Here is a 13,777-nt window from a genome sequence, read left to right as displayed (position 1 = left end):
CAAGTGCATGAGCATTCCCGAACTGGAAGATTTGGCAGAGGAGATAAGAAAGTTCCTGATTGAAAATCTGTCCGTCACCGGGGGCCATCTCTCGCCGAATTTGGGGGTTGTGGAGCTTACGCTGGCGCTTCACTATATATTTGACAGTCCGAAGGACAAGTTGATTTTTGATGTCGGTCATCAGTCCTATGTACATAAAATTCTGACCGGACGGAAAGACCGGTTCCGAACGCTCAGACAATATCAGGGCTTATGCGGTTTTATTAAAAAATCGGAAAGCGAGCATGACGTCTGGGAGGCCGGGCACAGCAGCACATCCCTTTCTGCGGCGATGGGCATGGCGATAGCCAGAGACGCCAGAGGGGAAACGAACAAGGTGGTTGCGATTATCGGCGACGGCGCAATGACCGGCGGAATGGCTTTGGAAGCGCTGAACCATATCGGCCACGAAAAAAAGGATTTGCTCGTGATTTTGAATGACAACGAAATGTCGATCGCTCCGAATGTCGGAGCGCTGCACAATTATTTGTCCAGAATCCGTTCCGATAAACATTACAAAAAAGCCAAGGAAGAAGTCGAGTATCTGCTCAAAAAAATTCCCGCGATCGGCGGAACGCTGGCCAAAACGGTTGAAAAGCTGAAGGACAGCCTCAAGTATTTTCTCGTTTCCGGCGTGCTGTTTGAGGAGTTGGGCTACACCTATACGGGCCCGGTGGACGGCCATAATCTGAATCTGCTGATTGAAACCTTGAAGCAAGCGGACAAAATCAGCGGTCCGGTGCTGGTGCATGTCGTCACCGTAAAGGGCAAAGGCTTTCCGCATGCGGAGGCTGATTCGCATGCCTGGCACGGTGTAGGCACCTACAAAATTGAATCCGGGCAGGTCGTCAAAAAACAGGGCCCGCCGATGTATACCGACATTTTCGGCGAGACGCTGATCGAGCTGGCCAAACAGGACAAGCGAATCATTGCCGTTACCCCCGCCATGCCCGGCGGCTCGGGCTTGCTTCCGTTTGCGAAGGCGTTCCCAGGCCGAATGTTTGATGTCGGAATTGCCGAGCAGCATGCTGCGACAATGTGCGGCGCCCTTGCGGCAGAAGGCATGAAGCCGGTTCTTGCGATTTATTCCACATTCATGCAACGGGCTTACGATCAGATCGTGCATGATATTTGCCGCCAGGATTTGAACGTGATATTTGCGATCGACCGGGCGGGCTTTGTCGGACCTGACGGAGAGACCCATCATGGGGTTTATGATATCGCCTTTCTCAGGCACATCCCGAACATGGTTCTGATGATGCCGAAGGATGAGAACGAGCTGCGCCACATGCTGAAGACGGCCGTCGATTACGACGCCGGCCCGATCGGTGTCCGCTATCCGCGTCTCCCGGGGCTGGGCGTCAAGCTTGATTCGGAGCTGAAGCCGATCCCGATCGGTACGTGGGAAGTGCTGGAAGAGGGAGTGCTCGCCCCTGAAGGGATAGCTATCCTGGCAGTGGGACCGATGGTACAGGTGGCTTTGCAAGCGGCAAGCTTTTTGCAAAGGGAAGAGAACCTATATATTCGGGTGATCAACGCCAGGTTCATCAAGCCGTTGGATGAGCAAATGCTGATCGAGCTGTCCAACAAGCGGATGAATCTGATCACGCTGGAGGAAGCTTCCGTGCTCGGCGGCTTCGGAAGTGCGGTGCTGGAATTTTATTCGCTCCGCGGCATTGAGGGCATGAATGTGAAAATCATCGGCGTGCCCGATTATTTTGTTGAACACGGAAGTATCAAGGAACAGCTGCAGGAAGTCGGATTGACTGCGGAGAAGGTAATTGCTCAGGTGCAATCCATGGTTCCGTTAAAACGGCAGCGAGCATAGTCGAAAGCCGAATTCAAAGGAGTCGCCATGTCGGACAGTAAAGAAAGAGTAGATATCCTGCTGGTAGAGCGCGGATATTTCGACAGCCGGGAGAAAGCCAAGGCCGCTGTAATGGCCGGGCTTGTTTTTGTGGAGCAGGAACGGATTGAAAAAGCGGGCAGCCGAATTTCCCGTTCTCTGCCGCTCACGGTCAAAGGGGCACCCCATCCCTATGTCGGCCGGGGAGGACTCAAACTGGAAAAAGCGCTGACAACCTTCCATATTGATATGACGGACAAGGTCATGCTGGATATCGGCGCTTCCACAGGCGGTTTTACGGACTGCGCCCTGCAGAACGGGGCATCATTTGTCTATGCCATTGATGTGGGATACAATCAACTGGACTGGTCCTTGCGTAATCATCCGCGTGTCCGCGTGATGGAGCGCACCAACTTTCGTTATGTGCAAAAGGAAGATTTGCAGGGTCCCGTTCCGGATCTGGCCTCAATCGACGTATCGTTCATTTCCCTCAAGCTGATTTTGCCCGTTGTGAAAGCCATTTTCGGAAATGCCGGGGCGACAATCGCCTTGATCAAGCCGCAGTTTGAGGCAGGGCGTGAAAAGGTGGGAAAATCGGGTGTGGTCCGAAGTCCGGATGTGCACAGGGAAGTGCTGAACGATATCCTCACGTTTGCGTCGGAGCAGCAGTTTGCTCTGCGCGGACTGACCTATTCGCCGATTACCGGAGGAGAGGGCAATATTGAATTTTTGGCTTATTGGACGCTCGATTCCGATTGCTCCGCACAATCGCGGGATCAACTGATTCAATCGGTGGTTGATGAAGCCCATGGACATTTTAAAGAATAATGCGTCAACTGAAGCTCATTCCTCAGGATGGGTTTTTTGGTATGAAAAAGGAAAAAAACCTGCCGCCTCGAATATATAATACGGGGTGGTTCAGGTGGGGAATAATGATGCTTTTGTATTGATCCTGGTTGTGATCGTGCTGGCGATATGGTTGTGGAAGCGTTTTTCACGATGGCTTCATACGCCGATGAAAATCAAATTGCCCGTTCCTGATGAGACCGAATGGGCCGTATCCCCTGAAGGGGAAGCTGCGGCATTGCTCAAGGAAGCCGGATATGAGGTCATTTCCGGGAAGTACAAAATTCCGATTTACGTCGAAATGGACCGGCAGGAATTCAGCAGCCGGTATTTTATAGATTATTTTGCCAGGCAAGGACACGAAGTTTTTGTCGTGAAGGTTGCCCGGGATCGCCAGCCGGTGCAGTGGACGGGCAGCGGAATCAGAGACAAGCTGCTGCCGTATTTTTTGCTGTTCGAGGAAGTCTCCGGTGTCCTGTATGTTGATTTAAAGGAACGCAAAGTCCGCAGAATCCGCATTGTTTTGGATCTGGAAGCCCGGGAGAATGAAGCATGATTCGGCGGTTTGCGCATAGGAGGTAAACATGAAGGGAAAAAGGCACATCAAAATTCGCGAAATCATCAAGAACAACGAAATCGAGACGCAGGACGAATTGGTTGACGAGCTGCGCAGTGCCGGCTTTAACGTCACTCAGGCCACGGTATCCAGGGATATCAAGGAGCTGCATTTGATCAAGGTTCCGCTTGATGACGGACGCTACAAATATTCGCTGCCGAACGACCATAAATTCAATCCGTTGAATAAATTGAAACGGGCGCTGGTTGATAATTTCGTGCAAATTGATTTTTCGGGAAATTTAATCGTCATGAAATGCTTGCCGGGAACGGCGAATGCAATCGGAAGCTTGCTGGATAATCTTGGATGGACGGAAATTATGGGGACGATTGCCGGCGACGATACGATTCTCATGATTTGCAGAACGGAAGCGCAGAGCCGGCAGGTTATCGAGCAAATTCGTTCATTATTGGTCTAAGCGTTGCATAACTCGAAATAGGCAGGTGCACAAATCATGCTCGTGGAATTGTCAATCCGCAATCTGGCGGTTATCGAACACGTTCAGCTTACGTTTGCCAACGGCTTTCATGTGCTTACCGGAGAAACGGGGGCGGGAAAATCGATCATCATCGATGCCCTCAGCCTTGTGGCGGGAAGCAGAGGATCTTCCGATTTGGTTCGCTACGGTTGCGAAAAAGCGGAAATTGAAGCCATGTTCCAATTGGAGGACAAGCATCCCGTTTGGGAGGCGATGGAACAATTGGGCATTGATGCCGACCGTGATGAACCGATCGTTATTCGCAGGGAGATCAATTCGCAAGGCAAAAGCAGCTCCCGAATCAACGGCCAGCTTGTCAATTTGACCATGCTGAGGGAAGCGGGAGAATGGTTGGTCAATATTCACGGACAGCATGAGCATCAGTCTTTGTTGAAGGTTGAGCAGCATATTGAATGGCTGGATCTGTTCGGCGGGGAACATCTCAATCAAGCGCTGGCCGATTACAGGGAAGTATTTGAACGGTATGACGAGACACTCAAGGAACGTAACCGGTTGCTTGAGAATTCTCAACAGACGCTGCGGATGATCGATCTATACCGTTTTCAGGCGGATGAAATAGCGGCAGCGGAATTGAAAATTGATGAAGAAGAATTATTAACTGAGGAAAAGCGCAAGCTAGCAAATGCCGAGAAATTATTTGAAGCGGTGTCAAAAGCGTATGAATCCTTGTTCGGAAACGGAATGGGCTTGGATTTGATCGGAAAAGCAATGAACCGGATGGAGGAAGCCGCGAAATATGACAGACGGCTTCAGCCGATGCTGGAGCAGATCCAGTCGGCTTTTTATCAACTGGAGGATGCGGCTTTCCAACTGCGCGACCGGCAGGATGAAGTTGAGTTCAATCCTGAGCGGCTGGAGCAAATCGAGCGAAGGCTTGACACCGTTTCTTCATTAAAAAGAAAATACGGCAGTACGATCAAAGATATTTTGGAGCATTTCGCGCACATTCAAAAGGAACTGGATTTAACCGAACATAAGGACGAACGATTGAAGCATTTGGAGGATGCGCTCCAAAGGGATTTCCGGATTTTGATTGATCGCGCCTCAACGCTCTCCGCCTTAAGAAAAGAAGCGGCGGAAAATCTTTCGTTACAAATCGAACGGGAATTGTGCGATCTGCAAATGGAGCGGACCCGCTTTCAAGCTCACATTGAGCGGAGGGAAATTTCCGGAGGCTGGGAAGTCGACGGCGTATCCGTAAAATTCACCGAGCATGGTTGGGATCATGTGGAATTTCTGATTTCGGCCAATCCTGGAGAACCGTTGCGTCCGCTGCACAAAATTGCTTCCGGAGGGGAGCTTTCGCGCATCATGCTTGCCATGAAAACGATTTTTGCAGGCTTGGACCAAATTCCCGTGCTGATTTTTGATGAAGTGGATACAGGAGTCAGCGGCAGAGCGGCTCAGGCGATTGCCGAGAAATTATCGAATTTGTCCGGGAGCTGCCAAGTGTTCTCCATTACACATTTGCCTCAGGTTGCCTGCATGGCCGACGCCCATTACCTCATTCAAAAAAAAACCGACGGTGAACGTACCTATACCCGGGTCAAGAACCTTGACCGGCAGGAAAGGGTCAGGGAGCTGGCGAGAATGCTCGGCGGAGTGGAAATCACCGAAACAACCCTGGAGCATGCGAAAGAAATGCTGGAAATGGCAAACCAAAAAAAGTCGGATTAAACATCGTCCTTCATGAATGCCATTATCATCGACAATTGCAAAATGATTTTTTCATAAAACAAAAAGGGTGGGGTTAACTTAAAGGTACGCAAATGGCGATAACGATTCTCGTCATGCGAAGAAAGCACAGGGAGCGTGATGTGCGTTGCGGGCCAATCGCAGAAAGAAATCGATAGGACTTATTCTCGTTTTCTTCGTTTGTATCTTATGTTTTTCTCCCCCTTTTCAATATTTTGCATCGTTCCCGGAGGAGCTTCGTTTATTTTCCGGCCAGGTCAAAAAGCTGAATCTGGACATGCCGGTCAATGCGATGGTTACCGTGCAGAACCCGGGCATTGTGCAAGTGAACGGACGATCTGGACATTCGCTTCAGGTTGATCTCAAGCAGCCGATTGCTCTGCAATCGATGCATACGGGCCAAACTTACATGCAGTTGAAGCTGTTCGGCAAAATTCCCTTGAAAACCGTGAAGGTCGATGTAGTTCCCGATTTGAAGGTCATCCCTGGCGGACAAACAATCGGGGTCAAAATCAAATCGGCCGGCATTCTGGTAGTCGGACACCATATGGTGTCGGTTGCCGACAAAAAAATATCGCCCGGCGAACAAGCGGATATCCGTTTAGGCGATCTGATTACAGAAATGAACGGTGAACGTCTCAACGATGTGGCAAAGGTTTCGGCCATTGTCAATGAAGCCGGCAAAAACAACAAACTTCTCAAGCTGAAAGTAATCCGGAACGGTCAAAAATATGTAAAAGAAATTATTCCGGCGTTTGATGTGAATGACAGGGTTTATCGAATGGGATTGTATATTCGAGATTCTGCGGCGGGAGTAGGCACACTGACGTTTTACTCGCCGGATTACGGCGTTTACGGCGCACTGGGACACGTGATTACGGATATGGATACCCAAACCCCGATTGTTCTGGGCAGCGGGGAAATCATGAATTCGAGCGTCACGTCTATTTCCAAGAGCCATAACGGAGAGCCCGGCGAGAAACGAGCCCATTTTTTCAAGGAAAACAAACTGCTCGGCAATATCGAGAAAAATTCGGATTTCGGCATATTCGGTAAAATCTATGAATCCCCCGGGAATTCAACCTGGAATCAACCCATTCCGGTTGCCTTTGCCGAAGAGGTCAAAGAAGGTCCTGCACAAATATTGACTGTAATTGATGGTCAAAAGGTGGAAAAATTCGATATCGAAGTCGTGCATGTTGCAGCTCAGCGGCATCCCGCCACCAAAGGAATGGTCATTCGCATCACGGATCCCAGATTGCTGCAAAAAACCGGAGGAATCGTTCAAGGAATGAGCGGCAGTCCGATCATTCAAAACGGCAAATTGATCGGCGCCGTAACCCACGTGTTCGTCAACGATACGACATCCGGCTACGGATGCTTTATTGAATGGATGCTTAAGGATGCAGGCATCCTGTTGAGACCCGAGGAGATTCCGCAATTTCAGGCAAGCTGAACGCAATCATCGTGAGAATATGATCATGAAAATCAATCCGTCGGACAGATTCCGTCGGACAGATTCCAAGGTTCCTTCCGCCGTCTCGTTCACCAGGATGAGACGGCATTTCCGTTTCATCAGGCAGGCCGAATCTGTTTAGGCAGCATGAATTTTGTTGAAAAAAGTTGAATCCGCACGATAAATATAAAATTAGGTGGATTTTACAAAAAAAAGTATAAAAATAATTTTCGACAGAAGGAAAATATTTCATTCTGTCGAATTAATATAAGTGAAAAGATCGGGCTGTGCAAATAAATTACATGGAGCGATAGGAGGAAAATGAATTGCAGAAGATTGGTGTTCTCTTGGCGGATGATAATCGCGAATTTACAAATTTATTGTCCGAATACTTATCCGATCAGGAAGATTTTGAAATTATCGGGGTTGCCTACAACGGAAATGAGGTCCTTCGCTATATCAAGGAGGAGAGCAAGGTTCCGGATGTTCTGATCCTCGATATCATCATGCCTCATTTGGACGGTCTCGGCGTACTCGAGCGGCTGCGGGACATGAATTTGCCGACACAACCCAAGATCATTATGCTGACCGCGTTCGGCCAGGAAAATATTACGCAAAAAGCGGTACAGCTCGGAGCTTCCTATTACATATTGAAACCGTTTGATATGGAGGTGCTCGCCAATCGGATTCGTCAGTTGGCCGGCAATGCGCCGACAGCGTCCGGAAGCTCGGTTCTCCGGTCCAATGTGCTTCCGATGGCCAAAGGCAAAAGCCTGGACGCCAATATTACGAGCATCATACATGAAATCGGCGTGCCCGCGCATATTAAAGGATATCAGTATTTGCGCGAAGCGATCACGATGGTATACAACAATATCGAGATCCTGGGAGCGATCACCAAGACGTTGTATCCGGCGATTGCCGAAAAATACAAAACGACGCCCTCCCGCGTCGAACGGGCCATACGCCATGCGATTGAAGTCGCTTGGACGCGCGGCAACATCGACAGCATCTCGCACCTGTTCGGCTACACCGTCAACATCAGCAAATCCAAGCCCACGAATAGCGAATTCATCGCGATGGTGGCGGATAAGCTCAGAATCGAGAACCGGGTGTCGGTGGGCTGATATTATAAACTATAAACCTACTGCCGAAAAAAGACATGAACGGGGATTGCGATCACAACTTCATCCTGAATGATCGCCTTCAATTTTGGAATAAGTTCGTTAATCATTTTAGCCGGGACTACAGACTCAATGATGATTGGAGTTGGATCAAAGGAAAAGAATCGTCTTTTTTTCTTCGCAGGCCCTTTTAATCCCCGCACGGCATTTGTCCAAATTAAGCGGTGATCGCCTAAGATCCTGACAACTTTGTAATGCAAGGAAGGCTTGAACCAATGTTTTTTTTCAAATAAAAAGATTTTAAGCAAAAGGAAATCCGTGTTTTTTACAGGCAATGAATCCTTGAACAGATTGTAAACAGGTACAGTGAAAAGATTCCCGCTTTCCATTTGTTCGCTGATTCGAGGGATTACTTTTTGAATGCGAAACCCGCTGCCGGTGGTTTCGATAATTATGGGGAGATTGTCAAATTGTACCGTTTCAGAAATCTGGCATCGGAAATCGTTCTGTTCACCAATTCCCAGTTCAGAACGCATCATTGTCGTATTCGTGAATCCTTGTTCCATAAGTATTTTTGAAATGTTTCGGTGCTGTACCTGTTTATTTTTACGGTTTGTTTGAGATTCGCCAACAATAACTTGAAGCAAGTGCAACATGACATGCCTTCCCCCTTAACTTGCTAATTTTCCAAGTGAATCAGTAAATCCTAAAAAATGACTCCTACCGGTCAAGTGCATCCGGTAGGAGTCATCAGCCTTTCGGCGGTTATGGCGAACTCCATCGCCATTCTTTTTTTTGTTTACTTCATCATACTTCGGGGCAGAGAAAGATATGACCGCTTTTTACTATTTGGGTTTGGACCAAAATTTTCTGGGTGAAATCGATATTTGCCACGTTTGAATTCTCCATGTCAAAAGGGTTGTTAGAAAAACCGCATTCCTTAAATATTCCTCACATACGCGGCATGGTCTCGGGTGTACACGGGCATTGACGGATAATTGAAAATTTGCAAATAGATCTGCCTCCTAATAAATGATTTGTTTAAAACAACCATAGTCTATGGGTCTTATCACTAGGGGAACACGGGCAAAAGCGGATATGAAGGTTATCTTGGTTCTGACTTGGTAGTCACAAAAATATGATCTATCTGAAGTTGATTAAGCAATTATTTCATGACATAATCTTTTCATTTGACGGCAATTTTTGAATAAGTTAAAATATCCTTAAATGAACCGTTCCATAGGCGATGGAGTTCGCCATAACCGCCCTCAAAGGCTGATGACTCCTACCAGATCTTTTTGCGTTCTGGTAGGAGTTCATTTTTTGCGGGGTTTCCATGGTAGATTGGGAGGGAGAAAAGTAATGAAAGGAATCATCAGCCAGGCTAATGAATTTTCCTGGGATGGGAGCTGCATACTTGAAGGATAGATATATGATCCCGATCAACTAATCGAGGAGGTTTTCCAATAAATGCTTTTTATCGCTGTAGGAGTGGCAGGCATGATTGGGGCCGTGCTGAGGTACTTTCTTGGCATAGCCGTTCACGGATGGTGGATGCATTCATTCCCGCTTGGAACTTTACTTATCAATTATATCGGCAGTTTTGTGCTGGGATGGTTTACGACATGGGTAAACCGTGCCGAACGAGTGCCAGCCTGGTTTCGGGTCGGTTTCGGTACCGGCCTGATCGGTTCCTTTACGACATTCTCCACATTCAGCATAGAGACTGTAACCCTAATCCATCAGCAGTTATGGGTTGATACGCTGCTATACATGACGCTGAGCCTGTTTGGCGGATTACTGATGGCTTGGAGCGGGTTTCAGGCAGCCAATCTTCAAATGTATAAAAGGATAAGGAGATTTTCTTCGTGATCGACAGTATTTTTGTGGCCGTTGGCGGTTTTTTCGGAGCGATGTCCCGATATGGAATCAGTTTATGGGCCAGTCGCCGTCCTTCCTCGTTTCTTCCCGTTGGAACACTGATCGTCAATCTTGTCGGGTCATTTTTATTGGGCATCCTTGCGGGATCACATGTAGGGGGAGCGGTTTCTATGCTTTTGGGAACGGGGTATATGGGAGCTTTTACGACCTTTTCCACCTTTAAATTGGAAAGCATTCAGCTCGGCAGAAAAAGGGAATGGAAGGTGTTGATCATCTATTTGCTGGTCAGTTACATAGCAGGAATTATGTTGGCTTCTTTCGGTTACTGGATTGGACATATGATACAGGGGTGAGATATCTTGAATCAACTGCTGCAAATTGTCGTTGGTGAATTGGAAAGCGGAAAAAGCGAATGGAAGACGCTGTATGCGGAAGTCGTTCAAGTGCTCTGGAAGCACGGTTTTTCCGGAGCTACTGTCTTTCGATCGGATGAAGGAATCGGAGAGAAGGACGATATACGCGCTTTTATTTTGGAGGATGTTCAATTCAACAATTTGCCCATCGTCATTGAAACGGTGGAACGGGCCGATCGAATCCATTCGGTGTTGCCGGAACTTCGTTCCATCATTCCGCATGGCGAAATGGCGATCATGAACGCGTATTCATTAATGGAGGAGGAATTGCCTGTGAAACATAACGAGGCGCTGATGCTGAAAATTTACATTAAAGAGAAGTCTTCGTGGTTCAGTCGTGCTCTATATGAGGAAATTCTGGATATGTTTCAAAAACGCGATCTGATTTGGACCACGGTTACAAAAGGAATCGAAGGTTTTGGAAGGGACCACGTCATCCATAAACAAAGCCTGTTCTCTTTTTCCTCGCAAGTGCCGATTGTGATCGAGTCAGTGGGAAAGGCCGAAGTCATTCAGGAGATAATCCCGGAATTGCGCGAACGGGTGAAGGAGGGCATGGTGATTGCTGTGTCTGTTCAAGTCGTGATTGATCGCTGAATCCATTCAAGAAAAACTGATCTTCTGAAAGGTTGCAAGTTATGAATACAGTTACTTCTTTGAAATCGTCGATTCAATTTACGGATGTCACGAAGAAATTTCGGAACGGTTCAAATTTCACAACAGTACTGCGGAATATTTCCGGAGAAGTTCCAACAGGCACAATTCTCACGCTTGTCGGCCCTTCAGGAGCCGGGAAAAGTACGCTTCTTTCCTTATGCAACCTGCTCATTAGCCTCGATTCGGGAGAGGTTTTTGTCAAAACAAGCTGTATTTCATTTAAATGATCCCATATTTATTTTAGTGCCTGGTAGCCCTTATGATCGGGGTAGCTACGCATAATGCAAGCAAACGTGGAAAATGGCTGCCCTATGCTTGGGTTCGAGTGTTAATCGCAATCTTGGCAACTGAAATGATCACACAAGGGTTGTTGCTTGGGTTGCGAATTGTGGCTCCCACTCCACAATACATTATTCCAATAAGTGGAATTGTCGGGAATGCGATGGTTGTGTCGGGGTTGCTGCTTAATCGCTTGCAATCGGAAACTTCGGCACATAGACAGGAAATCTGACCATCCTTTCATTGGGTGGAACTCCGAAGCAAGCTGTGTTTCACTACGTCAAACAATCGGTACGCGCCAGCATGATTCCTACCATTGACAACACAAAAACTATGGGTTTGGTGCAATTGCCGGGTATGATGACCGGACTGATTATTGCGGGAACAGATCCGATTCAGGCTGTGAGATATCAATTGTTGATTGTCTTCTCTTTTCTTGCATCTGCAGTCATGACAAGCATTGTATTGGGATTTATCAGTTATCCCGGTTTGTTTAATGAATATCAACAATTTGTCTTGGCGGAATCTCCAAAGAAGCAATAGCAATTGCTATTAATCAGTGGTACAACCGGTGATTTTAAAGTTCTTTTTATGGTCCTGATTATTACGGATGTTGCGCTTAGCTTTGATAATATCATGAGCATTGCGGTTGTTTCCAACAATATTTTTGTTATTTTTACCGGCATGTTTTTCAGTATTTTGCTTCCGATGGCGCTCCTTCCTTGGTCACAGATGTATTTTCCCGCATAGCTTGGATCCAAATCCTTGCGGCTGGTTTTGTCGCCCATTTGGCCGTTCAGACGATGATTCAAGATCCGTTTTTGCAGCGATTTGTTTCACCATCAAGGCATCCTGAGAAGTTGTCGGTAGTCATCGCGCTTGCGGTTGCCATTTATGGGTTGGTTACATATTTTATGCAGAGAAGCAAGGATGTTTAAAAATGGCTTCATGACAATAGACGGTTCGATACGACTGTTAATAAACGATAAAAAGACTCCTTCAAACGTAACCCGTTGTACAGGAGTCTTTTTTACCACACAAGAATTATTGGCTTAAAAACCCACCTCTAAAGCGGTCGCTCATCATTGAATTGGCCTCGAATGAGGTTTTTTTACAAATTTATTGGTTTTTATATTGAGGCTCTTGCTGCTGGATATATTGCAATCTGGCATTGAGATTTTCAACGATCGTTTGCTGGGATTGGGCGAGATTTTGAAATAGAGTTTTGGCCGCTTGATCTTGAGTTTCCAAGGCAAATGATTTTAAATTGGCCATTACAGATTCCGCACTAGCAATCGTCTGCTGCATTTTCGTTCCAACTGTCAATTTAAGCTCACCTCCAACTATTAGATTTTCCAAATGAGTTGTTTATCATTCTGCGGCGCAATCAGTTCTGACTGTTGGGCCTATAATTATGCGGTCCCTGATTGCGGTCCGTTGGGTCGTTTGTGTCCACGTCAATGAATCCTTTTTGATTGAAAGCGGCCAAAGTGACTTTTTTCAAATTTCCTTCGTCGATGCTATAAGCCAGCAATTGTTGATACAGCCATTTCTTATCTTTGTTCAAGTATTGGAGATTTTGCTCAATGATTTCTCCATCGATGATTAAGGGAATCGGGATAAAGGTTGGGCTGGCGGCCATCGATAAATCCTTCGGTTGCAGCGGACGAACATCCGATTTGAGAATGACGCTGATTTTGCCGGTTTCCTCCATCGTTGCCATTTCCACATCTTGCACATTTGGATAGCCGTTTACCCTGAGTTCCCCAAGCAATTCATTGACGGTTATCCTTGATTTTCGAAGGCCTTGCTCATCGATATCTCCATTCCGGATCAGCACAGTGGGGCTTGATCGTAAAATTTTCTTAAAACGATTGGCGATGGAAAGACGCGAGAAGGCGAGGTAGATCATTGCGATAGCCACAGAGTAATAAGATGCGATTCCAAGCCTTTTGGTCACGATCGGCTCTGTAATGGCTGTCCCAAGCACCAAAACAACAAGCAAATCAAAACTGGTCATTGTTGCTACGGCTGTTTTGCCCATAAGCCTTAAAAGGATGAATCCGACCAAAAAGACGGCAATCGGGGTCCAGATATATTGAAATAAAAAATGCATGCAAATCCCTCCAGACACATGTTTCCCCAAGCGGTTCCGGAATATTTGAACCTTGCGAAGGGGAAATAAAAAGAAATGGGGGTTTTACGATGCCGCAAAAGTATTTTTTATTCTGTTTGCTCATTCTCTTTGTTGCCGGCTGTACCGAACCACGACCTTACGAGGTGACAGAGAAGATTAAAAAAACAGACGAGTACATTAAAAAGAATGCCATCGACGCCGCATATGAAACCATTAAGCAAGCCGAAGACAATTTTAATTTGATCCATACAAATTACGCCAAAAAGGACCGGGATCAATTAGAGCAGCT

General features: G+C 46.9%; 18 protein-coding genes and 2 riboswitches. Of the genes, 15 read left to right on the top strand and 3 right to left on the bottom strand.

Annotated features, from left to right (window positions below; genetic code table 11):
* Positions 1-7: 7 nt before the first annotated feature.
* The 7 genes from dxs (at position 8) to spo0A (ending at position 8,124) form a co-directional block, all read left to right on the top strand.
* A complete protein-coding gene (dxs, locus tag VF724_RS07165; RefSeq protein ID WP_371753694.1) occupies positions 8-1,867 on the top strand; it encodes a 1-deoxy-D-xylulose-5-phosphate synthase in 1,860 nt (619 codons plus the stop codon).
* A gap of 27 nt (positions 1,868-1,894) precedes the next feature.
* A complete protein-coding gene (locus VF724_RS07160) occupies positions 1,895-2,713 on the top strand; it encodes a TlyA family RNA methyltransferase (protein ID WP_371753552.1) in 819 nt (272 codons plus the stop codon).
* 94 nt (positions 2,714-2,807) lie between these two features.
* On the top strand, positions 2,808-3,287 hold the full coding sequence (locus VF724_RS07155; RefSeq protein WP_371753551.1) for a hypothetical protein: 480 nt from the start codon (positions 2,808-2,810) through the stop codon (positions 3,285-3,287).
* A 28-nt stretch (positions 3,288-3,315) separates the two neighbouring features.
* The gene (ahrC, locus tag VF724_RS07150; RefSeq protein WP_371753550.1) at positions 3,316-3,765 is read left to right on the top strand and encodes a transcriptional regulator AhrC/ArgR; all 450 of its coding nucleotides are present in this window, start codon (positions 3,316-3,318) and stop codon (positions 3,763-3,765) included.
* A gap of 36 nt (positions 3,766-3,801) precedes the next feature.
* Positions 3,802-5,523 carry a DNA repair protein RecN gene (gene recN / locus VF724_RS07145; protein WP_371753549.1) on the top strand — a complete coding sequence of 574 codons (1,722 nt, stop codon included), beginning with the start codon at positions 3,802-3,804 and terminating at the stop codon, positions 5,521-5,523.
* Positions 5,524-5,668: 145 nt separating this feature from the next.
* On the top strand, positions 5,669-6,997 hold the full coding sequence (spoIVB, locus tag VF724_RS07140) for a SpoIVB peptidase (RefSeq protein WP_371753548.1): 1,329 nt from the start codon (positions 5,669-5,671) through the stop codon (positions 6,995-6,997).
* A 326-nt stretch (positions 6,998-7,323) separates the two neighbouring features.
* Entirely contained in the window at positions 7,324-8,124 is an 801-nt protein-coding gene (spo0A, locus tag VF724_RS07135; RefSeq protein ID WP_371753547.1) for a sporulation transcription factor Spo0A, read from the top strand.
* Between the two features lie 17 nt (positions 8,125-8,141).
* On the opposite strand, the gene VF724_RS07130 is transcribed toward spo0A, so the two are convergent.
* Positions 8,142-8,777, bottom strand: coding sequence for a DUF190 domain-containing protein (locus VF724_RS07130; protein WP_371753546.1), 636 nt, complete (start codon positions 8,775-8,777; stop codon positions 8,142-8,144).
* 78 nt (positions 8,778-8,855) lie between these two features.
* Positions 8,856-8,915, bottom strand: a riboswitch (Fluoride riboswitch).
* 439 nt (positions 8,916-9,354) lie between these two features.
* Positions 9,355-9,416, top strand: a riboswitch (Fluoride riboswitch).
* 175 nt (positions 9,417-9,591) lie between these two features.
* Here VF724_RS07130 and crcB (VF724_RS07125) point away from each other — a divergent pair.
* Genes crcB (VF724_RS07125) through VF724_RS07095 form a run of 7 tightly spaced genes read left to right on the top strand, consistent with a single transcriptional unit; the run spans position 9,592 to position 12,101 of the window.
* A complete protein-coding gene (gene crcB, locus VF724_RS07125; RefSeq protein WP_371753545.1) occupies positions 9,592-9,993 on the top strand; it encodes a fluoride efflux transporter CrcB in 402 nt (133 codons plus the stop codon).
* Positions 9,990-10,355, top strand: a complete 366-nt coding sequence (gene crcB / locus VF724_RS07120; protein WP_371753544.1) for a fluoride efflux transporter CrcB — start codon at positions 9,990-9,992, stop codon at positions 10,353-10,355. Before crcB (VF724_RS07125) ends, crcB (VF724_RS07120) begins: the two co-directional genes overlap by 4 nt.
* Before the next feature lie 6 nt (positions 10,356-10,361).
* Positions 10,362-11,012, top strand: coding sequence for a DUF190 domain-containing protein (locus tag VF724_RS07115; protein WP_371753543.1), 651 nt, complete (start codon positions 10,362-10,364; stop codon positions 11,010-11,012).
* Positions 11,013-11,053: 41 nt separating this feature from the next.
* Complete coding sequence (locus VF724_RS07110) at positions 11,054-11,299, top strand: ATP-binding cassette domain-containing protein (RefSeq protein WP_371753542.1); 246 nt, start codon at positions 11,054-11,056, stop codon at positions 11,297-11,299.
* 32 nt (positions 11,300-11,331) lie between these two features.
* The gene (locus VF724_RS07105; RefSeq protein WP_371753541.1) at positions 11,332-11,583 is read left to right on the top strand and encodes an ABC transporter permease; all 252 of its coding nucleotides are present in this window, start codon (positions 11,332-11,334) and stop codon (positions 11,581-11,583) included.
* A 35-nt stretch (positions 11,584-11,618) separates the two neighbouring features.
* The gene (locus tag VF724_RS07100) at positions 11,619-11,894 is read left to right on the top strand and encodes an ABC transporter permease (RefSeq protein WP_442788058.1); all 276 of its coding nucleotides are present in this window, start codon (positions 11,619-11,621) and stop codon (positions 11,892-11,894) included.
* Between the two features lie 48 nt (positions 11,895-11,942).
* The gene (locus VF724_RS07095) at positions 11,943-12,101 is read left to right on the top strand and encodes a TerC family protein (protein WP_371753693.1); all 159 of its coding nucleotides are present in this window, start codon (positions 11,943-11,945) and stop codon (positions 12,099-12,101) included.
* A 369-nt stretch (positions 12,102-12,470) separates the two neighbouring features.
* Here VF724_RS07095 and VF724_RS07090 read toward each other — a convergent pair whose 3' ends face one another.
* Positions 12,471-12,677, bottom strand: a complete 207-nt coding sequence (locus VF724_RS07090; protein WP_371753539.1) for a DUF1657 domain-containing protein — start codon at positions 12,675-12,677, stop codon at positions 12,471-12,473.
* Positions 12,678-12,738: 61 nt separating this feature from the next.
* Positions 12,739-13,467: a DUF421 domain-containing protein gene (locus VF724_RS07085; protein WP_371753538.1), complete on the bottom strand. Its 729-nt coding sequence runs from the start codon at positions 13,465-13,467 to the stop codon at positions 12,739-12,741.
* Positions 13,468-13,556: 89 nt separating this feature from the next.
* Between VF724_RS07085 and VF724_RS07080 the strand changes: the two genes are divergently transcribed.
* Positions 13,557-13,777 (top strand): hypothetical protein (locus VF724_RS07080; protein ID WP_371753537.1); only part of this gene is annotated, 221 nt, incomplete at its 3' end.

The sequence above is a fragment of the Ferviditalea candida genome (genome assembly GCF_035282765.1).
Lineage (GTDB): Bacteria > Bacillota > Bacilli > Paenibacillales > KCTC-25726 > Ferviditalea > Ferviditalea candida.
The sequence above is the reverse complement of the archived record's forward strand: the minus strand, read 5'-3'. Positions and strand labels throughout refer to the sequence as shown.

Coding starts and splice junctions, on each gene's coding strand:
- dxs (WP_371753694.1), top strand. CDS start 8: ATGAGCATTCCCGAACTGGAAGATTTGGCAGAGGAGATAAGAAAGTTC.
- VF724_RS07160 (WP_371753552.1), top strand. CDS start 1,895: ATGTCGGACAGTAAAGAAAGAGTAGATATCCTGCTGGTAGAGCGCGGA.
- ahrC (WP_371753550.1), top strand. CDS start 3,316: ATGAAGGGAAAAAGGCACATCAAAATTCGCGAAATCATCAAGAACAAC.
- recN (WP_371753549.1), top strand. CDS start 3,802: ATGCTCGTGGAATTGTCAATCCGCAATCTGGCGGTTATCGAACACGTT.
- VF724_RS07130 (WP_371753546.1), bottom strand. CDS start 8,777: ATGTTGCACTTGCTTCAAGTTATTGTTGGCGAATCTCAAACAAACCGT.
- crcB (WP_371753545.1), top strand. CDS start 9,592: ATGCTTTTTATCGCTGTAGGAGTGGCAGGCATGATTGGGGCCGTGCTG.
- VF724_RS07110 (WP_371753542.1), top strand. CDS start 11,054: ATGAATACAGTTACTTCTTTGAAATCGTCGATTCAATTTACGGATGTC.
- VF724_RS07105 (WP_371753541.1), top strand. CDS start 11,332: ATGATCGGGGTAGCTACGCATAATGCAAGCAAACGTGGAAAATGGCTG.
- VF724_RS07095 (WP_371753693.1), top strand. CDS start 11,943: ATGGTCCTGATTATTACGGATGTTGCGCTTAGCTTTGATAATATCATG.
- VF724_RS07085 (WP_371753538.1), bottom strand. CDS start 13,467: ATGCATTTTTTATTTCAATATATCTGGACCCCGATTGCCGTCTTTTTG.